We start from the raw sequence: 26741 nt of genomic DNA, 5'->3' as shown, positions 1-26741 counted from the left end.
TATTGAAGAATTAATCTTCATTTTCATATTCTTGAATAATTTCTACAAGGGTGAATTTAATTCCATAATAAGCAAAAAGAGCAGCGATGAGGGTTGGATATCCATATCGATTTCCTGTTTCATCGGGGATTAAGCCTCGTTGAATTCGTAAATCTATATGTACATCAGCAAGCTCCAAAAGCGATTCTTCTTCTGATGGAACAGCTGTTGAAACCGCAACAAATGGTATATCCTCCTTCTGAAGCTGTTTAGCCAGCTTTACGGCTTCTGAATCGTCTGAATGACGGCTGAATAAAAGAAACCGATCTTCTCGGGAAATAGCCGCGCCATCTTCGTATCTTTTTGCTTTAGGAAAGGGTTCCGCCCCTTCCAACGCTTCAGCTGCCACTCCTTGCATTTCGCCGAACCCGTGTACAAAAACAGATCCGTCTCCAACCGCAGCCTGAGCTAACAAGCGTCCTGCATCCTCCATTTCGAAGGCTTCCTTTTCCATCATTTTATTAAATAAACCACTTATCTGCGTCGAAAAAATTTTTAACATGCTAGAAACTCCTTTAAAAATAGTACCCCTATTATAAAGGACTTTCCCCTGCATTGACAGGTTTCGGGGCTTAAGGCTGAAAAGACGAATTTACATAATCGATTGAAAAAACAAAAAAATATAAATCCTTTTAGCCATATGGCAGGAATTTTGTTACAATTATCGAATATGAACATAGAAATCAGTGATAAAATAGAAGCATTGACATCTATGTAATTTGACGGCAATCTAACGAACTACCCTTTGGCAGGTAATTTAGTCAGGCAGATACATTTTTTATAATAATAAATTGGGAAGAGGTGAGGTGAAAAAATGTCAGGGAAAATATTAATTGTTGATGATCAATTTGGGATTCGTATTTTATTGAACGAGGTTTTACATAAAGAAGGGTATGATACATTTCAAGCAGCGAATGGCATTCAAGCCTTAGAAGTGTTAAATAATCATTCACCTGATCTTGTATTACTGGATATGAAGATTCCAGGAATGGATGGAATTGAGATTTTGAAGCGGATGAAGGTAGTTGATCCAGACATTCGGGTCATTATTATGACCGCTTATGGTGAACTTGATATGATTCAAGAAGCAAAAGACTTAGGAGCCATGACTCACTTTGCCAAGCCGTTTGACATTGATGATATTAGAAAAGCTGTGCGTGAATACTTGCCAATTCAATCAAGTTAACAGTCTTTATGATTAATATTATTATAAATTAAAGAATGCCACGGCTATCTTTTAAAAGATTGGCCGTGTTTTTTTGGAATAAATTTGAGACTTGATATAGTGAATTTGTTGCTGTTTTTTTCATGTATTGATATGCTAAAAGAGGAGAGATATTCCGATTTATAAGTGTATGTTCCAAAGGTTTTAGGGAATATCTAGATAGAATTAACTTTAAATAATAAACATTCACTAGTAGGAGGAAATCAAATGCCTTTAGTTTCTATGAAAGATATGCTGAATAAAGCTCTTGATGAAAAATATGCAGTAGGTCAATTTAATATTAATAATCTGGAATGGACACAAGCTATTCTAGCTGCTGCAGAAGAAGAAAAATCTCCAGTCATTCTTGGTGTTTCTGAAGGGGCTGCCCGTCATATGGGTGGTTTCAAAACGACAGTTATGATGGTTCAAGGTTTATTGGAAGACATGAAAATCACAGTACCTGTGGCAATTCATCTTGACCATGGTTCAAGCTTTGATAAATGTAAAGAAGCTATCGAGGCAGGATTTACGTCTGTAATGATCGATGCTTCACATCACCCAATTGAAGAAAATATTGAGACGACGAAGAAAGTTGTTGAATATGCTCACGCACGCAATGTTTCCGTTGAGGCAGAAGTGGGCACTGTTGGTGGACAAGAAGACGATATAATCGCTGATGGAGTCGTATATGCAGACCCTCAAGAGTGCGAACAGCTAGTTAAAGAAACGAATGTTGACTGCTTTGCACCAGCATTGGGATCTGTTCATGGTCCATATAAAGGAGAACCTAACCTAGGCTATAAAGAAATGGAAGAGGTACGGGATTTAACACACAAACCTCTAGTACTCCATGGCGGTACAGGTATTCCTACGAAAGATATCCAAAAAGCGATCTCTTTTGGAACATCAAAAATCAATGTGAATACTGAAAATCAGATTGTTTTCACAAAAGCTGTACGTGAGGTTCTAAATAGCAACTCAGAAGTTTACGATCCTCGTAAATTCTTGGGACCTGGCCGTGAAGCGATTAAAGAGACTGTCATCGGAAAGATAAGGGAATTTGGTTCAAACGGTAAAGCGTAATTCTATAGCCATTAGGTTTTATCATTTTTAAATTTAGAATATCCATCGGAGGGGCACTCTTCCCCTTTGATGGTATCTATTTATACGTGCGGCCAAAAATCGCACTTTGTTTTTTGAACAATTAGAATTCAGATGCATATACAGCAAAAAAAAAAGATTACATACGGAGGAAAACTTATGAAATTCTTTATTGATACAGCAAACATGGAAGAAATCAAACAAGCGCACGAACTTGGCGTATTAGCAGGAGTTACGACTAACCCGTCTCTTGTTGCAAGAGAAAAAGGTGTATCTTTCCATGACCGTTTAAAAGAAATTACAAGCCTTGTAAAGGAATCTGTTTCTGCAGAAGTCATTGCGCTTGATTTTGAGGGAATGATGGCTGAAGCTCAAGAACTTATTGCTATTGCCCCTAATATCACCATTAAAGTACCAATGACTCCAGACGGATTGAAGGCTGTTGCGGCTTTAACAAAACAAGGAGTCAAAACAAATGTTACCCTTATTTTTAGTGCCAACCAGGCATTATTAGCTGCTAGGGCAGGAGCAACTTATGTTTCTCCATTTTTAGGACGCTTAGATGATATCGGTCAAAATGGCCTGGATTTAATCTCTGATATTGCTGATATTTTTGCAATTCATGATATCAATGCTGAAATTATCGCAGCTTCAATTCGTCACCCGATGCATATTACAGAAGCTGCTCTTAAAGGAGCCCATATTGCAACGATTCCTTATAAAGTCTTAATGCAATTATTCCATCACCCATTAACAGATAAAGGGATTGAAGCTTTCTTGAAGGATTGGAATTCTCGTACAGAAGCATAATTTACCTTGCCGCTAAGTCGCTATAAATTGCACCGGTAAAATGGAAATAAACAAAATTAGAAATTTTTATCATTTTTTTACATGACTTTTCTATTTTTGTGTAAACTAAGAAACTAGATAGTAAATGTTGTCGGATTATGCAATTTTCTTGTGGTAAAATATTACTTTTTGGAAGTAGCTTCTAAGTGCTTAGCGTGGAAGGGAGTATATTATGGAAAAACTTAAAATTGCCGGTGGCTATCCTCTAAAGGGAAGCATTCGTGTCAGCGGTGCAAAAAATAGTGCGGTCGCCTTGATTCCTGCAACAATTTTAGCGGACTCTCCTGTAACGATAGAAGGCTTGCCTGATATCTCAGATGTTGAGATGCTGAAAGAGTTAATGGAGGAAATTGGCGGCGATGTTGCCTTTAATGATGGAGAAATGACAGTAGACCCCAGCAGGATGATTTCAATGCCTCTGCCTAACGGAAGAGTGAAGAAATTACGTGCCTCTTATTATTTAATGGGCGCGATGCTAGGGAAGTTTAAAAAGGCTGTGATTGGCCTGCCTGGAGGTTGCCATTTAGGTCCTCGACCAATAGATCAGCATATAAAAGGTTTTGAAGCACTTGGCGCACAAGTGACGAATGAACAAGGTGCTATTTACTTAAGGGCAGATGAGCTACGAGGCGCACGTATCTATTTGGATGTCGTGAGCGTCGGGGCAACGATTAATATTATGCTTGCTGCCGTTTTGGCTAAAGGAAGGACAGTTATTGAAAATGCAGCGAAAGAACCGGAGATCATTGATGTTGCCACGTTGTTGACCAATATGGGAGCAAAAATCAAGGGTGCTGGAACGGATATTATCCGTATTGATGGTGTGGACAGTTTGCATGGTTGCAGACATACGATCATACCTGATCGGATAGAAGCTGGAACTTTCATGATTTTAGCCGCAGCAGTCGGCGAAGGCATCTTGATTGATAATGTCATTCCCCAGCATTTAGAGTCGTTAACGGCCAAAATGCGGGAAATGGGCATAAATATTGAGGCTGGTGATGATCAAATCTTTGTTTCTCCAGGTGAGAAATATAAAGCGGTTGATATCAAGACGTTAGTTTACCCTGGGTTTCCAACAGATCTTCAGCAGCCCTTCACGTCTCTTCTAACAAAAGCAAGTGGTTCTAGCATGGTGACCGATACGATTTACGGGGCCCGCTTTAAGCACATAGATGAACTGCGGCGCATGAATGCAAAGATTAAAGTCGAAGGCAGAGCCGCAATTATTAATGGTCCGGTTCAACTTCACGGTGCAAAAGTAAAGGCAAGTGATTTACGTGCCGGAGCAGCTTTAGTAATTGCCGGCTTAATGGCAGAAGGGATTACTGAAGTGACCGGGCTTGAGCATATAGATCGTGGATACAGTCATCTTGTAGAGAAACTTTCAGGTTTGGGAGCAACGATTTGGCGTGAAGAAATGACGGAAGAAGAAGTGGAGCAGCTTAAAAGCTGATCCGTTTCTTGCTGCCTCATTGTGTTACATATATAAAGTAATGTGTTATACTAATATATAAATAAAGCATGCTAGTGCACATTGAGGGGGAACCAAGAATGGAAAGAAGTTTATCGATGGAGCTTGTTCGCGTGACAGAGGCGGCGGCGCTATCTTCTGCACGTTGGATGGGAAGAGGAAAGAAAGACGAAGCAGATGATGCAGCAACAACTGCAATGCGGGATGTTTTCAATACAATTCCTATGCAAGGTACAGTTGTAATCGGTGAAGGGGAAATGGATGAAGCTCCAATGCTTTATATTGGTGAGAAGCTTGGTACTGGGCTTGGGCCATTAGTGGATGTTGCGGTTGATCCTTTAGAAGGAACGAATATCGTTGCATCAGGAGGTTGGAATGCTTTAGCAGTCTTGGCGATTGCAGATAAAGGGAATCTGCTTCATGCTCCGGATATGTATATGGACAAAATAGCAGTTGGTCCTGAGGCAGTTGGACAGATTGATATCAATGCATCAGTACTGGACAACCTGAAAGCGGTAGCCAAAGCAAAAAATAAAGATATTCAAGACGTAGTCGCAACGGTATTAAACCGCGATCGTCATTCGAAGATCATTCATGAACTTCGTGAGGCAGGTGCCCGGATTAAGTTAATCAACGATGGAGATGTTGCTGGTGCCATTAATACGGCATTCGACTTAACTGGTGTTGACATATTATTCGGATCAGGCGGAGCTCCAGAGGGAGTTATTGCAGCTGTGGCTTTGAAATGCCTCGGAGGAGAAATTCAAGGTAAGCTTCTTCCTCAAAGTGAAGAAGAAGTGGCTCGCTGTGGGAAAATGGGTCTTGAGTTAGGGAAAGTCTTGAGAATGGAAGATCTGGTTCGCGGAGATGATGCAATTTTTGCTGCAACAGGTGTGACGGATGGAGAACTTTTACGTGGTGTTCAATTTAAAGGCCATTACGGTGAAACACAATCCGTAGTCATGCGTGCTAAATCAGGTACCGTTCGTTTCATTGATGGAAGACATAGTCTAAAAATTAAACCGAATGGCTTAATTGACTGAGACTATTTTCATAAAAAATTACCGAGAGAAAGCGAGCGGTTTCATCGCTCGCTTTCTCTATAAAAAAATTTAAGTTGAATAATTAAAATAAAAAAAGTAAAATAAAGCTTGGTCTACTAATAATTGATTTGAATATATATAATCTGCCCTTTCACTCCAAACTTCAAGAAGCCTTCAAATAATTTTCTTCTTTACATGTAAAAATGTATCATCCTTTCTAAGAAAACTCTGGTCGGGTACATGGATTGCGGTTTTTCTTCCATTTAACAAACCATTTCTTTTTCAGTATGGGTGAAAACGTTTAATTAATAAAAGTGTGGTGTCATAATGAATTTAACTATTTCCAATTTAGAAAACATGAAACTAAAGGACCTCTATGAGCACGCGCGTGAATATAAAGTTTCCTATTACAGCAAACTGTCAAAAAAGGAACTTATTTTCGCAATCTTAAAGGCACAAGCTGAGCAAGATGGTCTTCTGTTCATGGAAGGCGTTTTAGAGATTATCCCTTCAGAGGGCTTTGGTTTCTTACGTCCAATTAACTATTCTCCAAGCTCGGAGGATATCTATATTTCTGCTTCGCAGATCCGCAGATTTGATTTGCGTAACGGTGATAAGGTTTCCGGTAAGGTTAGGCCGCCAAAAGAAAACGAGCGTTATTATGGATTGCTGCATGTTGAAGCTGTCAATGGAGATAACCCAGAGTCCGCTAAAGAGCGTGTTCATTTCCCAGGCTTAACACCGCTGTATCCAAACAGACAAATTAAACTGGAAACAACACCGAAGAATTTATCAACGAGAATTATGGATGTCTTAGCACCTGTTGGTTTTGGACAGCGTGGTTTGATTGTTGCACCGCCAAAGGCTGGTAAAACGATGTTAATCAAAGAAATTGCTAATGCCATAACCACGAATCATCCGGAATCGGAATTGATTGTATTGCTTATTGATGAACGTCCGGAAGAAGTAACAGACATTGAACGTTCCGTGGCTGGGGACGTGGTTAGTTCGACGTTCGATGAAGTGCCGGAGAACCATATCAAAGTGGCAGAACTAGTGTTAGAACGGGCAATGCGCCTAGTTGAACATAAACGTGATGTTATTATTTTAATGGACAGTATTACTCGTCTGGCACGTGCATACAACCTTGTCATTCCGCCAAGCGGTCGTACACTATCCGGAGGGATTGACCCGGCTGCATTTCACCGGCCAAAACGTTTTTTCGGTGCAGCTAGAAATATCGAAGAGGGTGGTAGCTTGACGATTCTTGCTACAGCTTTGGTAGATACAGGTTCCCGAATGGACGACGTCATTTATGAAGAGTTTAAAGGTACAGGTAATATGGAGCTTCATTTAGATCGGGCCCTTGCAGAAAGACGTATTTTCCCAGCGATTGATATTCGTCGCTCTGGTACTCGTAAAGAAGAACTGTTAATTCCGAAAGATCGTTTGGATAAACTTTGGGCAATTCGGAAAACAATGTCTGATTCACCTGATTTTGCCGAAAAATTCCTTCGCCGTTTAAAACAGACAAAAGGAAATGAAGAATTTTTCAGTAAGTTGGATGAAGAGATGTTAGAAATGAAAAAGGGACCAGCAAACGCAAAACGTTCGTAAACAGGGAAAGAAACAAACTGTTGCACAACTACTCTTAAGTTGCTATAATGAGTTCATGTGTTTTTACAATAAATGTGAGGGTACTTTTCCCACACCTTGAAGTATATAACTCTGTTTCGAATGATTCAGGGCAGAAGGAGCTGAAAAGAATGAAAACTGGAATTCATCCAAATTATAAACTTTCAAAAGTATCTTGCTCTTGCGGAAACACTTTTGAAACTGGTTCAGTTAAAGAAGAGATCAAAGTTGAGACTTGTTCAGAATGCCACCCATTCTATACTGGTCGTCAAAAATTCGCTGAAGCTGGCGGACGTGTTGATCGTTTCAACAAAAAATACGGTATTAAATAAGCCGGACTTTTCAAAAAACAGGCAAGTATTTTTCTTGCCTGTTTTTTCTTTTCTGTAAACAAGTTTGAATTTATATAAAGCCGGGTCTAATTCCATTATGGCCAAGGGATTGACAGGTGGAAGGGAGTAGCTGTTTCCATGTATGTAATGAAACAAACAGGCTGGATCGAGCTTATTTGCGGAAGCATGTTTTCAGGTAAATCTGAGGAATTGATTAAACGAGTCAGCCGTGCTCAATTTGCTAAAGAGCAAATAGCTGTTTTTAAACCTGCTATAGATAATCGCTATGCGGAAGAGGCTGTCGTATCACACAATGGGTCCTCTGTGATGGCAAAACCTATTGCCCATTCAACAGATATTTTTAAGTATTTAGACAAGCCCTTAGATATCATTGCAATAGATGAAGTGCAATTTTTTGATCATGAAATTGTAGGGGTTGCCCAGCATCTTGCGGACAGCGGTTATCGAGTGATTATGGCAGGACTCGATCAAGATTTCAGAGGTGAACCATTCGGTCCTATGCCTGCTTTATTGTCGCTAGCGGAATCAGTAACAAAGCTACAGGCTGTGTGTGAAGTGTGCGGATCACCTGCGAGCAGGACACAACGATTGATTAATGGTGCACCGGCCTCCTATGATGAGCCGATCATCCTTGTAGGCGCATCGGAATCATACGAGCCCCGTTGCCGCCATCACCACGAAGTCCCAGGCAAGCAGACGGCAGGGATTAAAGAACATATTTAAATCATGGTGCCTTAAGGTCCAAAGAGATCTTAGGGCACTTTTATTAATTACAGAAGTTCAGCTAAAAAAGAGCCTAAGGGAAAACTGCTATTACCTTGAGTGTTAGAGTGGCAAAACCTTGTGTTTTATTGATATCAAATTCAAGAGGGTATCCTTTGTTGTTACTTATTTAGCCCTGTGTGTCCCTTTCATGGATCAATCATTAGACCTGTATAAGTCTCTTCATTTTTCTATTCCCCCTCTCGCCTACTCAAAACTATTCAGTCCTATACGTTACCGCATTCAATTGCTTTTAAATTCTTGATTTAGAGTTTTATCAAACTTGATTTTATGCTAATAATAGAGTTGTTTAATTATAGAAAAAATCGTATACTTGACACAAAAGTCGTTTACTATTGTTGTTGTTGTTGTTGTATGGAAAAAATTCTTTTCTAATATCTCTTGCAAAGTGAGTCCTTCAGTAGATAATAAAGCTGTTTATTATCAAATAAACTATTTAGATAAGGGATAGACGAGAATAGACACCAAATCAGCAGGTGCCTATTCTCGTCTTATGCTATTTTATGTAGTTTAGTTTCCACAATTTTTATTCCGCGAAATTGTTTATCTTCATCGTAGTCATGATTTGTAATACCTCCTGTAACAACACCTGCCAGAAAGATGCTATGGACATTTGCCTTATACGTATCTGAATTAATTGAATAATGTATTTTTTGTGTACCAATTAGTTGTTTATTCCTGTAAATCGGGTGAGGTATGCACCCGTGAAATTCACCTAATTTTACAGGCGGGTTAAGTATTTAACCTTTATTAGAAAGATATTAATTTATGGGGTGTGACAAATGAAAAAGAAATTGTTTGGAATTATAGTATTAGCTACATTAGTTTCATCTTTTATGTTAGGGGGTTGTAATCAACAACTCGATCAATCTGGTGATGCAAATGGTGAGGGTATTCAGAAGAAAAAGGACGAACTTGTGATGGCTTTTGGATCTGAGCCTGAAGCAGGTTTTGATCCAACGACTGGATGGGGACGTTATGGTTCACCGCTATTCCAGAGTACTCTACTAAAAAGAGATAACAAGTTAAACATTGTAAATGATATTGCAACCAGTTATAAAGTCAATGAAGATGGCAAGGTTTGGACTGTAATCTTGCGTAAGGATGTGAAATTTTCAGACGGTCAACCATTAACCGCTGATGATGTAGTCTTTACATTTGAAACAGCTACTAAAAATGGGTCAGTTGTTGATCTTAATGGTATGGATAAAGTAGAGGCAATGGATGATTACACAGTAAAATTCACATTAAAAGAACCTCAATCAACATTTGTTAATTCTTTAGTAGGAACGGGAATTGTCCCAAAACATGCATATGGAGCAGACTATGCTGAAAACCCTATAGGTTCAGGGCCTTATCAGCTCGTTCAATGGGACAAGGGGCAACAGCTTATTATAAAGGCTAATCCTGAATACTATGACAAAAAGTCGTATTTTAAAAAGATAACCTTTTTATTCTTAAACGAGGATGCGTCATTTGCTGCTGCACAAGCGGGAAAGGTTGATCTTGCCTATATACCAGCTGCGTTTAGTAACCAGGAAGTACCTGGAATGAGACTGGAATCAGTAAAAACCGTAGATAATCGGGGAATCGTCTTCCCATTTATAAAGTCAGGGGATTTTACTGAAGATGGTTTACCAATTGGTAACGATGTAACAGCCGATCCAGCTATTCGTCATGCGATAAATATTGGAGTAGACCGAAAAGCACTTGTGGATGGAGTCTTAGAAGGACGCGGGACTCCAGCCTATACTTCAGTGGATGGCCTTCCTTGGTGGAACCCAGATACAGTCATTAAAGATGCTGATTTGGACGGTGCGCGAAAACTTTTGAAAGAAGCCGGGTGGAAGGATACAGATGGAGATGGGATTCTTGAGAAAGACTCTTTGAAAGCGGAGTTCACTCTTTATTACTTAGCGAGTGATGCAATAAGACAATCTCTTGCCATTTCTGTGGCCGATATGATCGAGCCACTAGGAATTCATATTAAATTAGAAGGTGGAAGCTGGGATATTATTGAAAAGAAAATGTATTCGAATGCTGTCCTTTTAGGTTGGGGAAGCCATGACCCTCATGAGATGTATAACATTTATAGTAGTGAATTTGCAGGGGTAGACTATTATAATACTGGTTTTTATCAAAACAAAACGGTAGATGATTATTTTGAAAAGGCTCTTCGCGCTACAAGTGAAACAGAAGCAATTGAGTTTTGGAAAAAAGCGCAATGGGATGGAACAACAGGTTTAAGTGCGAATGGCGACGCTCCATGGGCCTGGTTAGTGAATATTGATCATTTATATTTAGTGAAAGATGGACTTGATATCGGAGAACAAAGAATCCATGTTCATGGTCATGGTTGGCCTGCAACAGATAATATAGTTGAATGGAAATGGACTAAGTAACTGTGCGTAAATATATAGGTGGAAAGCTTGGATTATTTTTATTGTTGAAAGGTTTAAGAATGGTCACATTATTATTTGCCATTTGTTTAATTTCTTTTCTATTAATAAAAAACTCTCCGATTGATCCAATTCAAGCCTACATCGGTGCAGATATGTTGAAGGTAGGACCTGAGCAACGGGAGAAGATAGCTGAATATTGGGGAGTTGACCAACCAGTTATGGTGCAGTTCTTGAATTGGGGCTCTGCTTTGCTAACAGGTGATTTAGGAACTTCAATGATATTTCGCCGCCCGGTAATTGACATAATTGGTGAACGATTCTTAAATTCCCTAGCGCTCATGATATCAGCTTGGGTATTATCAGGTATGATTGGATTTGCCATGGGTGTTGTAGCGGCAATGAAAAAGGGGACTTGGGTTGATCGAATAATAAAATGGTACTGTTTCACACTAGCTTCAACTCCTACCTTCTGGATGGGGCTCCTTATTCTTATCGTTTTTGCCGTTTGGCTAAAATGGTTTCCAATTGGAATGGGGGTTCCAGCTGGGGTCCTTGCGGAAAATGTCACAATGGTGGATCGAATCAATCATCTTATTCTGCCAGCGATCACACTTAGTATAGTTGGGGTCGCTAATGTGGCACTACATACGCGCCAGAAGCTGATTGATGTTCTTGCTAGTGATTATGTCTTATTCGCTAGGGCGAGAGGTGAACAAGGTTTTGTCTTGTTTTGGAGACATGGATTACGTAATGTTGCTTTGCCAGCGATTACCTTGCAATTTGCGGCTTTTAGTGAATTGTTTGGTGGAGCAGTGCTGGCTGAGCAAGTTTTTTCATATCCCGGTTTAGGACAGGCTACGGTAGAAGCGGGGCTAAGGGGAGACGTTCCCCTTTTATTGGGATTAGTTATATTTAGTACAATATTTGTTTTTGTAGGAAATTTACTGGCTGATTTGAGCTATCGTTTATTAGATCCGAGAATGAGGGAGGGGAGAAGATATGATTTCAAGCCTCAAATTAAAAAATAAAGATAATCATAAACAACTTCCTTCGAATCGAAAGCAGCGGACGCTTTTTATAATCCTAATTTCAATTATTTTTTTAGTAATTGTTATATTAGGAGGTGTTTTAATTGATGAGGGGAGAATTGTAACAAATCTTAATGATCGAAATGCTCCTCCATCCCTAGACCATCTCTTTGGTACCGATTGGTTAGGTAGAGATATGTTTACAAGAACGGTAATGGGACTTTCTTTAAGTATAGGAGTTGGATTGATTGGAGCAATTGGAAGTGCGTCAATTGCTCTTTTCTTGGGTATGGCAGCAGCAACAATGGGGAAAATGGCAGATCGTCTTATTTCATGGCTCATCGACCTTTTTCTGAGTGTACCACATCTCGTAACTCTTATTCTTATCGCTTTTACATTAGGGGGAGGATTTAAAGGAATTGTAATTGGATTAACTTTAACACATTGGCCAAGTCTTGCTCGAGTCATCAGGGCAGAGGTTATGCAAGTCCGTTCAGCGGAATATGTTCAGGTTTCACAGAAAATGGGGAAATCCCAATGGTGGATTGCTTTGCATCATATTCTTCCACATATAGCTCCACAACTCTTAATTGGTTTTATGTTACTGTTTCCTCATGTTATTTTACATGAGGCGGCAGTTACATTTTTAGGTTTAGGATTGTCGCCTCACGAGCCGGCAATTGGAATTATTCTATCAGAATCGATGAAGTACTTATCTTCAGGTATGTGGTGGCTTGCCTTTTTTCCAGGGCTTTGTTTGCTGATTATCGTTAGAACGTTTGATCAGATTGGAGAGAATATCCGGATGCTCATAGATCCTAATAGGGCTCAAGATTAATCAGATATGCTACGTTCAATATTAAGAGGAGTTAACAAATGCCTATTCTTGAAGTGGAAAATTTATCAGTATCTTTTAAGCAATATACTGGACTTAAACAGAAAACTCATAAAGTTATATCAAGTTTAAATGTTACTCTTGAGGCAGGTGAGATTCTTGCTGTTGTTGGAGCGAGTGGATCGGGAAAAAGTCTGCTCGCACATGCCATTCTAGGAATATTGCCGAGAAATGCAAGTATAAGTGGAGTAATTAAATATGCGGGAGAGGAACTCACCCCTGATCGGCAAACTGTATTAAGAGGTAAGGAAATTGCTCTTGTACCACAATCGGTAAACTTTCTAGACCCACTCATGCGTGTTGGAAGTCAAGTCCGTACTTCTGTAAAAAATGGGGATGCTGTATCGGTTCAACGAGAGGTTTTTGAGCGCTATCACTTAAGGCAAGAGGTTGAGAAAATGTATCCATTTCAACTTTCTGGAGGTATGGCCAGGAGGACGCTTCTATCCACTGCAATGGTAAGCGGAGCAAAGGTGATTATTGCGGATGAGCCTACTCCAGGGCTCGACCCCGATGTAATAAAGGAAGCGCTAAATAATTTTAGAGAGGTTGCCGACAATGGTTGTGCGGTGATGCTGATAACTCATGATATTGAATCGGCCCTTAATATTGCAGATAAAATTGCCGTATTTTATGCAGGAACTACAGTAGAGGTAGCTCCAGTGGAGAACTTTAAAGGTCACGGTGAGGAAATACGGCATCCTTATAGTAAGGCTTTGTGGAGAGCATTACCTCAAAATGATTTTATTCCAATTCCAGGTTCGCAACCTCATCCAAGTTCATTACCAGCGGGATGTTTGTTTGCACCACGTTGCGAAATGGCAACACCTGAATGCCGGCAAGTACAACCTGAAATGCGAAAACTTAGGGGGGGAATGGTGAGGTGTATTCATGCAACTTGAAGCAAAAGACATCGGATTTCGATATGGAAATGGACCATGGCTGTTTCAAGGAGTCAATTTAACGCTAGAGCCAGGAGAAATCGTTGGCATCACTGGTCCAAGTGGATGTGGGAAAACAACTTTTTGCCGGATTTTAGCGGGTTTTGAGACACCAATTGAGGGAACTGTGACCTTTAATAGTGCTCCATTACCAAAGAAAGGATATCATCCTGTTCAATTGATCTTTCAGCATCCAGAAAAAGCGATTAATCCACGATGGAAGATGCACAAGATTCTTAATGAAGGATGGAAACCCAATAAAGAGGTGTTAGAATTACTGGGAATTGATCGGGAGTGGCTAGAACGATGGCCTAACGAACTATCGGGAGGAGAGCTACAACGATTTTGTGTTGCCCGTGCATTAGGACCCAATACTCGATTTCTAATTGCAGACGAAATGACAACAATGCTTGATGCAATCACACAAGCTCAAATCTGGCATGCGGTCATTGAAATTGCTAAAAAGAGAAAGATGGGAATAGTAGTTGTAACTCATGAATCTAAGCTTATGCAAAGACTTTGTCAACGTGTGATTGATTTAAATGATTTTAGTTGAGATAAAGAAATTAATTGAATGACATTCGAAAAGGAGATCTCTTTAACAGAGACCTCCTTTCTTATATTATCTATTTCTAATCATTCTCTTTACTATTATTTTCGTGTTCCGCTACTTTTTCATGGATTTCTGATTCAATTGCCTCAACCAGATCCTCTTCAAGCTTTTGCTTTGGCTGAGGATGGAACCATTGAATTTCTCCTTCATGAACAAAGCCTTTGAATTCCTCTCCCTGCACTTGCAAAGAAAATTGTCTGCGTTCATGTACCCGGTCTTCAAATGCTGGTTTTAATTCAAGGTCTTTAATCTCTTTTGAAATTCCATAGTGTCGCATTAATGAATGTATGGTAGTTTCAATAATGTCCACTTTACTTCCACCAATCATTTGTTTTGGGTGAGGGTGGAGCCAATGAATTTCATCCTCATGAAAATGCCCCTTGAATTCCTCTCCTTGGACCTTAAAAGTGAATGCGTGTCGCTCGTGAACACGGTTCTCAAACACTGTTTCTACCTCAAAATCTTCAAGTTCGGGTTTTGTATTCTTATCTTCAGGCATACTGTATCCCCTCTCACGAAAGTTTCTACTTAAATATTTTTCCTAGATTATCGTAAATATTGAGTTACAAGATCGGTAAAATACCGGAGTAATCTATTAATTGCCTATTATATAGGTCTTTATTTAAGACTGTCATTTAAAGGGCGCAGTTCATGGGAAATCGGTCTTTAATAGCACAGTGTAATGTGAATTTAGGAACTCAAAATAAATACAATATACAATGGCTCATCTGGCTGTGCCTTTTAAAGGAGCAGCCTCCGATGAATGTATTAATATTTCCGTAAAAAGCTTGGTGCACGATTATTCCACTTCTCGCTGAGGATCTTTTGGCACTGATCCAATATTCGTTCAATGACTTGGGTAGAGTTGGCTAGGATTCGTATGCTAAAGCCTGGCACGGCTAGCTTTGAAATTCCAAATTTAAAACTCGATTCTTCTATTTGAATCACTTCATACAACTCATCGAGAAGAGAATTATTGGTATATTCGCTGACCGCAATCATAGAGCCTAGGTGAGTATAGCCTTCCATGAAACCTAGACCCGAAAGTGTTTGTTGTTCTGGCATTAATTTGATATGGTCAAACACACCAAGTTTACCATTCAGATAAACCTCAGTAACTAATTGAATGGTATTATAGCTAAACTTTTTACCCTCCGGGGACCAGCCAGGTGTGAGAATATCTGTGTAAATAAACGTTGCTCCACTTTCCATATGAACTACATTTTTTTGCTTGTAATGAGCATTTTCATAAGCAATTAGCGGATCTGGAAGGTATTCTAAATAACTGCCTTTTTGCAAGTGAATTTGGGTTTCCTGATAGGCATAGCCTTTCGGCGTTTTATATACTTTTGTCGCAGATTGGGTAGTTAAAGTAACTTTAGAGCCTTCATCGGCTGATATCTCCATCTTGTATCGATCGCCGTCTAAATAGCCGCCGCCGGGATTTAGAAGGTAATAGCAGACCTGACCTGAATCATCAAAGTAAATCGGTCGCATAACTTTGAGTGCACCTTGAAAATACACCCTTTTTGCGACGGTTTTCCCTTTCCGTTCTTCTAGGTCCAGAGATAAAGTGCCAGTCCAATCTGTCATATTAATCTAAACCTTTTAATAAAGCATGCTGCTTAATCCAGTCGATTACTTCAGGAAGGCCATCATCATTTTTTAAATTGGTAAAAACGAATGGTTTGTCACCACGGAATACTTTAGTGTCCTTTGCCATTACTTCAAGGCTGGCACCGACATATGGAGCAAGGTCCGTTTTATTAATGATGAACAAATCAGATTTAATCATACCTTGTCCGCCTTTGCGGGGGATTTTTTCCCCTTGGGCAACATCAATAATATAAATAGAAAAGTCAACTAGTTCGGGGCTGAAAGTAGCTGCAAGATTGTCTCCGCCACTTTCAACAAAAATAAGTTCAACGTCCGGGTGACGCTCGATTAACTCATCGATAGCAGCGAAGTTCATGGAAGCATCTTCGCGAATGGCGGTGTGAGGACAGCCGCCCGTTTCTACACCAATGATCCGATCCTCTGGAAGAACACCATTTTGTATTAAAAATTTAGCGTCTTCTTTTGTGTAAATATCGTTTGTGACAACTGCCATTTTTATTTCATTTTCGAGATGGCGTGTCAATTTTTCTACAAGCATTGTTTTACCTGCTCCAACAGGTCCTCCAACACCGATTCTTATTGGTTCCATTAAAACACTCCCTTTACTGATTCTTTCAAAAAAATTAAGACATAAATATTCGAATGTTAACGCGTTCATGTTTCATTTGAGACAGTTCAATACCAGGAGAAACGATGCCAAAATCATCTTTCGTTAGTTGCAGAATTCTTTCCACAGCCTGTGTTAATTCTGGTATAAAATTGTGAGTAATTGTTTGGCCTGCTGTTTGTCCAAGAGGAATGGCCCGTACCGCATTTTGAACTTGGCTGGAAATAGCAGAATACAAATAGTAGAGGATGGTGTCTGGTTTTGTTACCCCAAGCCCATGTGCTACCATCGAAAATACAATAGCGGGATGGCCGAATGAACTCTTTCTCTTAATTTCCGCTCTATATTGTGAGAGGATTGGCATACCGTATAGCGATTCTGTGAGTTTTAGCATTCGATCCCCAATCATTTGTGTTCCTTCCCGCGTTTCCCTCGGCAAGTTTTGGACAGTTAATAGGCGATCCAGGTTCCATATTTCTTGAATATCCTCATCCATAAGAGCTTCGTAAACGAGACGAGAGGCAAGCCCATCTGAGTAGATGAGCTGCTCATGTAAATACACTTTAAGCCACTGGAAAAATGTCTCCTGGTCCTTAACTTGATCTTCTTGTATATAACTCTCCAGGCCGAAAGAATGGCTGAAAGCGCCGGTAGGTAAATTAGAGTCGCATAGCTGAAACAAAGAGAGAATATTGTTATTCATGACTGTGGCCTATATGACGGAACGCTTGTTTCACTTTTCGTTCTTCCCGTTTAAAAGGAATTCCGAGTTCTTGAAGTAATTCCTCAACCAAATAGTCATATTGGACCAACATATCATCTTCTTCAAATTGAGCAGGGAGGTGACGGTTGCCAAGTTGATGGGCGATTGTCCCCATTTCTTTTATGCTTCGAGGGGAGATAACAAGTAAATCATCTGATAGCACATCTATGACGATCATATTTTTATCATCCATGTATAATACATCTCCAGCTAAAAGGTCTCGATGCTCTTTTAAGCGAATACCAAGCTCATTGCCGTGATCCGTTTTGACCCGTTGAATTCGCTTCATTAAATGTGCGCTTTCCAAGTACACTTTTTCTATATGACGCTTTTTAATTTCGTTTGTATCCATTTTTTCTAAGTTAGTGACAACTTTTTCTATAATCAATACTTTTCACCTCAGAATAGGAAATATCGCTGACCCATTGGCACCGTATCAACCGGCTCGCATGTCAGGAGTTCTCCATTTACTTTTACTTCATATGTTTGCGGATCAACTGTAATATCAGGTGTTTCAGCATTTAATTTCATATCTTTCTTAGTTAGAGTCCGAATTCCGCCAACAGGTAGAATCATTTTATGTAGTCCAAGTTTTTCATGAACACCATCATCGTAGGCTGCTTGAGAAATGAAAGTAACCGAACTTTTTGCTAAGGCCTTTCCAAACTGAGCGTACATTGGACGATAAATATACGGCTGTGGTGTCGGGATAGATGCATTGGCATCACCCATTAACCCAGTAACCGCAAGGCCGTTTTTAAGCACCATTTCTGGCTTCACGCCAAAAAACTTTGGAGACCAGAGGACTAAATCTGCCAATTTTCCAACTTCAATAGAACCAACATGCTCTGAAATCCCATGTGTAATGGCTGGATTAATAGTATATTTGGCGATATAGCGCTTAGCCCGGTTGTTGTCGGCATATTTGCTATCTCCAAACAGGATGCCTCTTTGTTTTTTCATTTTGTCTGCTACTTGCCATGTGCGTAGAACGACTTCTCCTACCCGGCCCATTGCTTGGGCATCAGAGCTTACCATGCTAAATACGCCCATGTCGTGAAGGATATCTTCTGCTGCAATTGTTTCCCTTCTTATTCTAGAATCTGCAAAAGCGATGTCTTCTGGAACAGAAGGATTTAAATGATGGCAAACCATGACCATATCAAGGTGTTCGTCGATAGTATTAACGGTATAAGGGAGGGTGGGATTCGTTGATGAAGGCAGAATGTTATGGTAACCTGCTGATTTGATTAAATCAGGTGCATGGCCACCGCCTGCGCCTTCAGTATGGTACATGTGAAGAACTCGGTCTTTTACTGCGGCCATGGTATTTTCCATAAATCCGCTTTCATTTAATGTATCTGCGTGCAGGGCAACTTGAATGTCATATTCGTCTGCTACCTGTAGTGCGTAGTCAAGGGATGAACCAGTAGCTCCCCAGTCTTCATGAACTTTTAATCCGATAACTCCAGCTCTAACTTGCTCGGTTAAGGGTTCAATGGAAGCAGCATGTCCTTTACCTGTAAATCCAATATTTATTGGGAGGCCTTCAGCAGCTTCAAGCATGCGGTGAATATTCCATTCACCCGGAGTAACCGTAGTTGCCTTAGATCCAGCTGCAGGACCTGTACCGCCCCCGATTAATGTTGTTGTTCCAGATGTTAGTGCTACCTGTACTTGTTCCGGATTAATAAAATGAACGTGGGTATCGATGGCACCAGCTGTCACAATCAAACCTTCACCGGCGATTATTTCTGTAGATGCGCCAATAATAATATCCACATTGTCCATAACGAGTGGATTTCCGCTTTTACCAATTCCAGAAATTTTACCATCTCGAATGGCTAGGTCTGCTTTACAAATTCCTGTATAATCTAAAATTACTACGTTCGTTATAACGGTATCTGCCACACCGTCTTTACGAGTTGCAAGGGGGTGCTGGCCCATGCCGTCCCGAATGACTTTTCCGCCGCCAAAGACAACTTCTTCTCCGTATGAAGTGTAATCTTTTTCAATTTGAATAAACAAATCTGTGTCAGCAAGGCGGATAGAGTCACCAGTAGTTGGTCCGTACATTTCAGCATATTGTTTTCGGGACATTTTAAAACTCATGATTCATCCTCACTCTCTAATTTGCCGTCTACTTTATTATTGAACCCGTATATACGCCGTTCTCCTGCAAAATTTATAAGCTGTATTTCTTTTTCATCCCCGGGTTCAAAACGAACAGCCGCTCCAGCAGGGACATTTAATCGCTTTCCGTAAGCTTTCTTCCTATTAAATTGGAGTGCTTCATTTACTTCGTAGAAATGAAAATGTGATCCGACCTGAATAGGGCGGTCGCCGGCGTTAGTAACAGAAATGGTGAATACTTCTCTTCCTTCATTACAAATAATCTCTTCTTCTTTTAAAATATATTCTCCTGGCAACATATAGCTATCCCTCCTATTTATCGTATCGGGCTGTGGACAGTCACCAATTTCGTTCCATCTGGAAAAGTTGCTTCAACCTGAATATCATCTATCATTTCAGGTATTCCTTCCATGACATCTTCTTGTGTCAAAATGGAAGCCCCATACTCCATAAGTTGGGCTACAGTTTTCCCGTCTCTTGCCCCTTCCATTACCTCATAAGTGATGAGGGCGACAGCCTCCGGATGGTTTAACTTTAATCCTCTGTCTTTTCGGCGCTTAGCAAGATCCGCTGCCACCACTATCATAAGCTTGTCGATTTCCCGCGGCAATAAATGCATAGTTGAATCCTCCTGTTGTAATTACAAACAATAAAAAAACTCCCTATTTGGAAGAAAGGGGAGCTAATTATTACCCTTTATTCATTTTCTCCTAAATCCATGTAGATAATCCTTTCAAAAGGATTTTAACATACAAAGATTTTAAGATGAAGTTTAACGCAATGCGGTTTGAACTAAAAATAAAAATTATTCAAAATGTTGACATTTGCAATAAACTTTAATCATTAAGATTAAGTCGAGCATTTTGTAAAAAAGAGGGAAGAGAAATAAAAGATACATTTTGCTTCATTTTGGGAAAGCTGAAGAGGAAACGCTCTTTATAAACATAACCAAAATGGAGGGAAAAAATATGAAATCAATACTGATTTTTATGACTGCTTTTCTTCTTGCTGCACTAACAGCATGCAGTCAAAATGACAATGCAATAAATAATGATTCGGAATATGGGGATCAATCCCGGGATGGCAAAGATTTTGTTGGCAAAAGTTTAAAACGTGTATCTAATAATGATTGGGACAATGAAGCGGAACGGCCATCGGATCAAGTCCTCAACACTCCGCATCAAACATCCAATAATTCTCCATCCATGGGGCAGGAAATAGATAAAATCCGATCAATCGTTAAATCGGAAACTAATTATGATGCAGGCTCCGTATGGTTTAATGGCAATACCATACATGTTACGGTCCATGATAAAGGTGAAATCAAGACGGATGAAGAAAGAAAGGAGGAAAAGCAGCGAATTCAGGACATGATAACCAGGGTTGTTCCCCAATATAATATAGATGTAAAATTAAAGAAATAACCACAATTTTGAATCCTCTTTGACGTTGATTATTCACCTATACTATAATTAAGCTAGAAGTGAACTCGGTTGGGGCACTTATTTATAGTTAAAAAGGATGGATTACTTCCAACTCGTTTCATGTAGATGTTTTGGAAAATTTATGAGGTGAATAATTTGTTTGATCGACTGCAGGCTGTAGAAGATAGATATGAAAGATTGAATGAACTATTGAGTGACCCTGAAATCATTAATGATTCAAAGAAGCTAAGGGAATATTCTAAGGAGCAATCCAGTATTCAGGAGACGGCTTCAGCGTATAAAGAGTATAAAGCAGTTCGTGAGCAACTCCAGGAAGCCAAGGCGATGCTTGAAGACAAACTTGATGCGGATATGCGTGAAATGGTTAAAGAAGAGATTAATGAACTTGAAGAGACCATACAAGGTCTTGAAGATAAGCTGAAAATATTGCTTATTCCAAAAGACCCTAACGATGATAAAAACGTAATCATGGAGATCCGCGGAGCGGCAGGCGGAGATGAAGCGGCCTTATTTGCAGGTAGTCTATACCGTATGTACAGCCGTTTTGCTGAGGTGCAAGGCTGGAGGACTGAAGTTATTGAATCAAGTCCTACAGGGCTTGGTGGTTATAAGGAAATCATTTTCATGATTAATGGTAACGGTGCATATTCAAAGTTGAAATTCGAAAATGGAGCCCATCGCGTGCAGCGTGTACCTGAAACTGAATCAGGCGGACGGATTCATACGTCCACGGCTACGGTTGCCGTTTTACCGGAAGCTGAGGAAGTGGAAGTTGAAATCCATGATAAGGATGTTCGTGTAGATACCTTTGCGTCGAGTGGCCCAGGAGGACAGAGTGTTAACACCACAATGTCAGCGGTGCGATTGACGCATATTCCAACAAATACCGTTGTATCTTGTCAGGATGAAAAATCACAAATCAAGAACAAAGAAAAAGCAATGAAAGTTTTGCGTGCCCGTGTGTATGACAAAATTCATCGCGAAGTACAGGCGGAATATGACCAAAACAGGAAGCTTGCCGTTGGAACGGGTGATCGTTCAGAACGGATTCGTACGTATAACTTCCCGCAAAACCGTGTTACCGACCATCGTATCGGCTTAACGATTCAAAAGCTGGATCAAATTATGGAAGGTAAGCTGGATGATGTCGTGGATGCCTTAATCATGGAAGATCAATCTTCAAGACTGGAAAATGCAGATGAATAATTCTGTAATGAAAGTATTCGAAGTCCTTAAATGGGCTTCTTCTTTTTTAAAAGAAAATGATCGGGATGCTAATGCAGGAGAAATTTTGTTGCAGCATTATTTAAAGCAAACTCGCTCCCAGCTATTAGCCAATCTCCATTATGAACTCAGTAAAGAGGAGTTAGAACAATTTAAGTCCGCTGTTGAGCTACATGTTGATGGGACCCCTGTTCAATATATTACAGGCAGTGAAGAATTTTATGGACGGGCCTTCCTTGTTAATGAAGAAGTGTTGATTCCAAGACCTGAAACAGAAGAATTAATTTATTATACACTTCGCAAGCTCCCTAACATTTTTACGAAGGGACAGAAGCTAAGCTTAGCGGATATTGGGACGGGCAGCGGTGCGATTGCAATTACGATGAAGCTTGAAGAAACAGGCTTGCTGGTGACAGCCACGGATATAGCAGATCCATCACTTGAGGTAGCGAGAAAGAATGCCAAGTTACTTGGAGCTGAGGTACAGTTTGTGCAAGGCGATTTGCTGCAGCCATTCATTAAGCAGAACAATCAGGTGGACATCCTTTTATCGAATCCTCCTTATATACCAAATGATGATCAAAAATCCATGTCAGTGGTCGTAACTGATCATGAACCACATCGTGCGTTATTCGCTGGTGTCGATGGTTTAGACTTCTATCGCCGATTTATGGAACAATTGCCACTTGTTATGAAAGTACCGGGACTGATTGGCTTTGAGGTAGGCACTGGACAGGGTCAGGCAGTTGCTGGTCTCTTAAAGCGGACATTTCCTGCGGCAGAAGTGTCCATTGAAAATGACATTAACAAAAAGGATCGAATGGTCTTTGCTGTATTAAAATGATTCGTCTCATATGTGAGACGGATTTTTTTTGTTTGGAATGTAACGTGCTTCACCCAATATACCTTTTAGAATCTATATTTTTAGTTATCCTCTTTTTTACTTTTACTAGTTTAAGATAACGGAAAATTGGCGAGACTAATTTGTGTGAGGGGGCGAGGGCGATGAAAACTAAACATTTAGCCATTATCTATCTATTAATCTTAACAATAGGAACAATTGTAAGTATATATATGCCTAAAGCGGAGGCGGTCAGTGCGGAAGAAACTATGGTGATTCCGGATGAAGCAATTCGTCTGCGAATACTTGCTAATAGTGATACAGAAGAGGATCAAGCTGTTAAGCGCCTGATTAGAGATAAAGTAAATGAAGATATTACGAAGTGGGTTCAGGAGCTTACCTCTTTGGATGAGGCGAGGGAAGTGATTACTTCGCATTTACCAGATATCCAAGCAACAGCGGAGGCAGTAGTGAGGGAAAATGGTTTGGAACAGTCAGTCAACGTCGATTTTGGACAGGCGGAATTCCCGACAAAGCTTTATGGTCAGTATTTATATCCTGCAGGTGATTATGAAGCGGTGATTATCACACTTGGTGAAGGGGAAGGGGCTAATTGGTGGTGTGTGTTATTTCCTCCATTATGTTTCCTGGATTTTTCAAATGGGACAGCTGTAAGCCAAAGTCCAATTGTCGAGGATGAAGATGAAGAATCAGTGACTTCAAAAGGGAAGGCATATGCTGCAACGAATGAAGAGAAAGTTGTGCCAGAGGAAAAGATTAAAGAAGAAGTTATAGAGGAAAGTGTAAAAGAGGAAGCGCCAGAGGAAAAAGTTAAAGAAGAAGTTATAGAGGAAAGTGTAAAAGAGGAAGTGACAGAAGAAAAGGTTAAGGAAGAAGTGACACAGAAAGTTATCGAAGAGAACGTTGAAGATACAAGCGATAATTTGACGGCATCTACTGACCGAGGTCAACAATTATATGAAGGGGAAAAGGAACCCGAGGTGGAAGTGAAGTCCTTATTTGCAGAAATTTTCAATGAGATTTTTTAAAGTGAGGGCATCTGCCCTCGTTTTTTTACGATTAGATAAATGTAATAATACATATCCACAGAGTTATTAACAAAATATCGAAAAAGTCTGTCAATAATCCATAATATCCACAAAGTTATCCACCGTTTCGTTACAATTATCCACAATTTGTGGATAACACTTGAATTATGTGTATACTTCTTTTATACTTTCAAAGTATATTTTAAGAAATAATAGTACGATAAGACTGAAATATCGTTCATATAAAAGCAATTATATAAAATAAGTAATGTTAAAAGGTGAAGGTGTTTACGATGAAAACGAAAATTTGGTTAGTGGATAAAAATGTGGATAATTTACAAAGTTATCCCCAAATTACACAATCAGCTGAATTATTAAAGGCTGATCAAGTGGTTGCTTTTCCAACGGAGACCGTATATGGGCTGGGAGCTAATGCTAAAAGTGACGAGGCTGTCAAAAAAGTGTTTGAAGCGAAGGGGCGTCCGAGTGATAACCCTTTAATTGTTCATATAGCTACTGAAGAACAGTTGAAAGATATTGTTGAAGAGATTCCGGTACAGGCAAGGAAACTTATAGCGGAATTTTGGCCGGGTCCTTTAACATTGATTATGAAACGGAAACCAGGGCAGCTATCAAACCTAGTGACGGCGGGTTTAGACACAGTCGCGGTGAGGATGCCAGATCATCAGGTTGCCCTAGGTCTTATTCAAGCAAGTAATCTGCCTATTGCTGCTCCAAGTGCAAATACCTCTGGGAAACCAAGCCCCACATCAGCTAAACATGTTGTGGATGATTTAATGGGCCGGATTGCGGGCATCGTCGATGGTGGGACCACAGGTGTAGGCGTTGAATCTACCGTGCTTGATTGCACGGAGGAAGTGCCTGTTATTTTAAGACCGGGTGGCGTGACAGTTGAACAACTGGAAGCAGTCATTGGAACAGTTAGACAAGACGCTGCCTTGAAACATAAGGATGCAGCACCAAAAGCTCCGGGTATGAAATATACCCACTATGCACCGAAAGCCCCTCTTTTTTTAGTAAAGGGTAATCAAGCTTTCCTTCAGAAGCTTGTGGATGAAAAAAGAGGTGATGGGTTAAAAGTCGGTGTGATAACACCTACTGAACATCAACGAGAATATAAGGCGGATTATATTGTTGCTCCTGGATCATTAGCGGATTTACATACAGTTGCAGCAGGGCTATATGATGCTTTACGACAATTTGATGTACTTGATGTCGATATCATTTTTAGCGAAATGTTTCCTGAGTCTGGTATAGGGGTTGCGGTTATGAACCGGCTCGAGAAGGCTGCAGGTCATCAAATCATAGAAGAACATGCGTAATAAGAACTGATTTATTCTTCTATTTCTTTTCGGACATGCATAACATGTAGTAGGTACGTCCGAGGGAGGTATGGAATGAATACATTCGCTGGAGAAATCATCACCTTATTGCTAATGGCTTTTGCGTTGGGTATGGATGCCTTTTCTGTCGGCCTTGGAATGGGGATGTTTAAGCTAAGGTTAAGGCAAATCCTTTTTATAGGGCTAACTGTAGGCTTTTTTCATATTTGGATGCCCTTGCTAGGTATGGGGGCAGGTCGTTTCATTTCTGATAAATTCGGAACATTTGCTACATACGCTGGCGGTCTATTGCTGTTAATTTTGGGCATCCAGATGTTTATTCCCGGTAAAAGGGGAGAAGCTGGAAATAGAGATAATAAGATGCTCGCTCCTATCGGAAAAGGTCTGTTTATATTTGCTCTAGGGGTAAGTCTGGATAGTTTTTCGGTAGGGTTAACGCTAGGGATTTATGGAGCTAAAACGATTTTGACCATTCTCTGTTTTGGAATGGCTGCCACTTTTTTAACCTGGGCGGGACTTTTGCTGGGGAGAAAGATGCAGGGGTTACTGGGGGTTTACAGTGAGATCCTTGGTGGTAGTATTCTGTGTGCGTTTGGTCTAAAACTATTATTCTCCTTTTGATGCACCTAATTTCATATCTGTCCTTCCTCAACTGTTCCGAATTACCGGGGCGGTTTTTATTTTTCTCTTTTAAACATTTCACTGCGGAAAAAGGGGAAGAAAGATGGTTTTATCTTATAGGATAAAGGGTTTACGAAATAGACTTAATTTTTTTGTTTGAAGTGAATTTATTATGATATTTTAATAATAAGAGTGCTTTTATTTTGACTATTAAAAATGGGGCAATAGCTTATAATGGATAAAAAAGGAGGACGTTAAAATGATCCGAGTATTATTTGTATGTACCGGTAACACGTGCAGAAGCCCCATGGCAGAAGCAATTTTAAAAAACAAGAATATTATAGGTATCGAAGTGAGATCTGCTGGCGTATATGCTTCAGCTGGCCAAGACGCTTCAATGCATGCTAAAAGTGTATTAGTTGAAAATAACATATCACATAATCATTCCTCAACACCTTTATCTGAGAAGGAAATAGATTGGGCTACTCATATTTTTACCATGACGGAAGGGCATAAAGCGGCCATTATGAGTACATTCCCCCATATTATTGATAAAACTTTTACTTTAAAAGAATTTGTTAATGACGATAAACATGATAGAGACATAATAGATCCGTTTGGTGGCCCGGAAGACCTTTATCGGGAAACGTTCAGGGAGCTTCAAGATTTAATAGAAGAATTAGTAAAAAGTCTGGAAAAGTAAACAAATCTACA

29 protein-coding genes are annotated in these 26741 nt (G+C 39.9%); 20 read left to right on the top strand and 9 right to left on the bottom strand.

Translation table 11 applies throughout. The features are described 5' to 3' along the window. Positions 1–10: 10 nt before the first annotated feature. The gene (locus RE409_RS26765) at positions 11–541 is read right to left on the bottom strand and encodes a DUF2529 domain-containing protein (protein ID WP_201187506.1); all 531 of its coding nucleotides are present in this window, start codon (positions 539–541) and stop codon (positions 11–13) included. A 312-nt stretch (positions 542–853) separates the two neighbouring features. Between RE409_RS26765 and RE409_RS26760 the strand changes: the two genes are divergently transcribed. The 13 genes from RE409_RS26760 (at position 854) to RE409_RS26700 (ending at position 14306) form a co-directional block, all read left to right on the top strand. Beyond that, positions 854–1225 carry a response regulator gene (locus tag RE409_RS26760; protein ID WP_053348452.1) on the top strand — a complete coding sequence of 124 codons (372 nt, stop codon included), beginning with the start codon at positions 854–856 and terminating at the stop codon, positions 1223–1225. A gap of 246 nt (positions 1226–1471) precedes the next feature. Continuing rightward, the gene (locus tag RE409_RS26755; RefSeq protein WP_201187504.1) at positions 1472–2329 is read left to right on the top strand and encodes a class II fructose-bisphosphate aldolase; all 858 of its coding nucleotides are present in this window, start codon (positions 1472–1474) and stop codon (positions 2327–2329) included. A gap of 177 nt (positions 2330–2506) precedes the next feature. Continuing rightward, complete coding sequence (gene fsa / locus RE409_RS26750; protein WP_053348454.1) at positions 2507–3157, top strand: fructose-6-phosphate aldolase; 651 nt, start codon at positions 2507–2509, stop codon at positions 3155–3157. A 211-nt stretch (positions 3158–3368) separates the two neighbouring features. Then, the gene (locus RE409_RS26745; protein WP_056524149.1) at positions 3369–4652 is read left to right on the top strand and encodes a UDP-N-acetylglucosamine 1-carboxyvinyltransferase; all 1284 of its coding nucleotides are present in this window, start codon (positions 3369–3371) and stop codon (positions 4650–4652) included. A gap of 98 nt (positions 4653–4750) precedes the next feature. Further along, positions 4751–5713, top strand: a complete 963-nt coding sequence (gene glpX, locus RE409_RS26740) for a class II fructose-bisphosphatase (protein WP_053348456.1) — start codon at positions 4751–4753, stop codon at positions 5711–5713. Between the two features lie 327 nt (positions 5714–6040). Further along, positions 6041–7330, top strand: a complete 1290-nt coding sequence (rho, locus tag RE409_RS26735; RefSeq protein ID WP_053348457.1) for a transcription termination factor Rho — start codon at positions 6041–6043, stop codon at positions 7328–7330. A 149-nt stretch (positions 7331–7479) separates the two neighbouring features. After that, complete coding sequence (gene rpmE, locus RE409_RS26730) at positions 7480–7680, top strand: 50S ribosomal protein L31 (protein WP_053348458.1); 201 nt, start codon at positions 7480–7482, stop codon at positions 7678–7680. A gap of 138 nt (positions 7681–7818) precedes the next feature. Next, a complete protein-coding gene (locus RE409_RS26725) occupies positions 7819–8424 on the top strand; it encodes a thymidine kinase (RefSeq protein ID WP_053348459.1) in 606 nt (201 codons plus the stop codon). Between the two features lie 842 nt (positions 8425–9266). Further along, entirely contained in the window at positions 9267–10886 is a 1620-nt protein-coding gene (locus RE409_RS26720; protein ID WP_201187502.1) for an ABC transporter substrate-binding protein, read from the top strand. Between the two features lie 59 nt (positions 10887–10945). After that, the gene (locus RE409_RS26715; protein ID WP_201188145.1) at positions 10946–11914 is read left to right on the top strand and encodes an ABC transporter permease; all 969 of its coding nucleotides are present in this window, start codon (positions 10946–10948) and stop codon (positions 11912–11914) included. After that, on the top strand, positions 11886–12752 hold the full coding sequence (locus RE409_RS26710) for an ABC transporter permease (protein ID WP_201187501.1): 867 nt from the start codon (positions 11886–11888) through the stop codon (positions 12750–12752). Before RE409_RS26715 ends, RE409_RS26710 begins: the two co-directional genes overlap by 29 nt. 38 nt (positions 12753–12790) lie before the next feature. Further along, complete coding sequence (locus RE409_RS26705; protein ID WP_201254108.1) at positions 12791–13711, top strand: ABC transporter ATP-binding protein; 921 nt, start codon at positions 12791–12793, stop codon at positions 13709–13711. Beyond that, a complete protein-coding gene (locus RE409_RS26700) occupies positions 13701–14306 on the top strand; it encodes an ABC transporter ATP-binding protein (protein WP_201250228.1) in 606 nt (201 codons plus the stop codon). The genes RE409_RS26705 and RE409_RS26700 overlap by 11 nt, the downstream gene beginning before the upstream one ends. A 76-nt stretch (positions 14307–14382) precedes the next feature. On the opposite strand, the gene RE409_RS26695 is transcribed toward RE409_RS26700, so the two are convergent. The 8 genes from RE409_RS26695 to RE409_RS26660 all read right to left on the bottom strand — a co-directional run bounded on the left by RE409_RS26695 (position 14383) and on the right by RE409_RS26660 (position 20102). After that, positions 14383–14862 carry a hypothetical protein gene (locus RE409_RS26695; RefSeq protein ID WP_201187495.1) on the bottom strand — a complete coding sequence of 160 codons (480 nt, stop codon included), beginning with the start codon at positions 14860–14862 and terminating at the stop codon, positions 14383–14385. Positions 14863–15131: 269 nt separating this feature from the next. Further along, positions 15132–15956 (bottom strand): urease accessory protein UreD, encoded by an 825-nt coding sequence (locus tag RE409_RS26690; protein ID WP_309558308.1) that lies wholly within the window; start codon positions 15954–15956, stop codon positions 15132–15134. Position 15957: 1 nt separating this feature from the next. Further along, complete coding sequence (ureG, locus tag RE409_RS26685; RefSeq protein ID WP_056524172.1) at positions 15958–16569, bottom strand: urease accessory protein UreG; 612 nt, start codon at positions 16567–16569, stop codon at positions 15958–15960. Positions 16570–16603: 34 nt separating this feature from the next. After that, positions 16604–17290: an urease accessory protein UreF gene (locus RE409_RS26680; RefSeq protein WP_053348467.1), complete on the bottom strand. Its 687-nt coding sequence runs from the start codon at positions 17288–17290 to the stop codon at positions 16604–16606. Beyond that, positions 17283–17738 (bottom strand): urease accessory protein UreE, encoded by a 456-nt coding sequence (gene ureE / locus RE409_RS26675; protein WP_053348468.1) that lies wholly within the window; start codon positions 17736–17738, stop codon positions 17283–17285. Before ureE ends, RE409_RS26680 begins: the two co-directional genes overlap by 8 nt. Positions 17739–17749: 11 nt before the next feature. Then, positions 17750–19462, bottom strand: a complete 1713-nt coding sequence (ureC, locus tag RE409_RS26670) for an urease subunit alpha (RefSeq protein WP_201187493.1) — start codon at positions 19460–19462, stop codon at positions 17750–17752. Further along, positions 19459–19782, bottom strand: a complete 324-nt coding sequence (locus RE409_RS26665) for an urease subunit beta (RefSeq protein WP_201187491.1) — start codon at positions 19780–19782, stop codon at positions 19459–19461. Before RE409_RS26665 ends, ureC begins: the two co-directional genes overlap by 4 nt. Positions 19783–19799: 17 nt before the next feature. Continuing rightward, positions 19800–20102 carry an urease subunit gamma gene (locus tag RE409_RS26660; protein ID WP_053348471.1) on the bottom strand — a complete coding sequence of 101 codons (303 nt, stop codon included), beginning with the start codon at positions 20100–20102 and terminating at the stop codon, positions 19800–19802. 349 nt (positions 20103–20451) lie between these two features. On the opposite strand from RE409_RS26660, the gene RE409_RS26655 reads away from it, so the two are divergent. The 7 genes from RE409_RS26655 to RE409_RS26625 all read left to right on the top strand — a co-directional run bounded on the left by RE409_RS26655 (position 20452) and on the right by RE409_RS26625 (position 26730). Next, positions 20452–20907 (top strand): hypothetical protein, encoded by a 456-nt coding sequence (locus RE409_RS26655; protein WP_201187489.1) that lies wholly within the window; start codon positions 20452–20454, stop codon positions 20905–20907. 156 nt (positions 20908–21063) lie between these two features. Beyond that, a complete protein-coding gene (prfA, locus tag RE409_RS26650) occupies positions 21064–22134 on the top strand; it encodes a peptide chain release factor 1 (protein WP_201188143.1) in 1071 nt (356 codons plus the stop codon). Next, the gene (gene prmC / locus RE409_RS26645) at positions 22127–22996 is read left to right on the top strand and encodes a peptide chain release factor N(5)-glutamine methyltransferase (RefSeq protein ID WP_274607087.1); all 870 of its coding nucleotides are present in this window, start codon (positions 22127–22129) and stop codon (positions 22994–22996) included. The genes prfA and prmC overlap by 8 nt, the downstream gene beginning before the upstream one ends. A gap of 161 nt (positions 22997–23157) precedes the next feature. Next, complete coding sequence (spoIIR, locus tag RE409_RS26640; RefSeq protein ID WP_309558307.1) at positions 23158–24042, top strand: stage II sporulation protein R; 885 nt, start codon at positions 23158–23160, stop codon at positions 24040–24042. Positions 24043–24335: 293 nt separating this feature from the next. Beyond that, positions 24336–25385, top strand: a complete 1050-nt coding sequence (locus tag RE409_RS26635; protein ID WP_309558306.1) for an L-threonylcarbamoyladenylate synthase — start codon at positions 24336–24338, stop codon at positions 25383–25385. A 75-nt stretch (positions 25386–25460) separates the two neighbouring features. Continuing rightward, positions 25461–26027, top strand: a complete 567-nt coding sequence (locus RE409_RS26630) for a manganese efflux pump MntP (protein ID WP_053348475.1) — start codon at positions 25461–25463, stop codon at positions 26025–26027. A 259-nt stretch (positions 26028–26286) separates the two neighbouring features. Next, positions 26287–26730, top strand: a complete 444-nt coding sequence (locus RE409_RS26625; protein WP_201187486.1) for a low molecular weight protein arginine phosphatase — start codon at positions 26287–26289, stop codon at positions 26728–26730. Positions 26731–26741 lie beyond the last annotated feature (11 nt).

The organism is Peribacillus sp. R9-11, assembly GCF_031345095.1.
Taxonomy (GTDB): Bacteria; Bacillota; Bacilli; order Bacillales; family DSM-1321; genus Peribacillus; species Peribacillus butanolivorans.
Note: the sequence above shows the minus strand (reverse complement) of the source record. Positions and strands in the feature narration are given on the sequence as shown.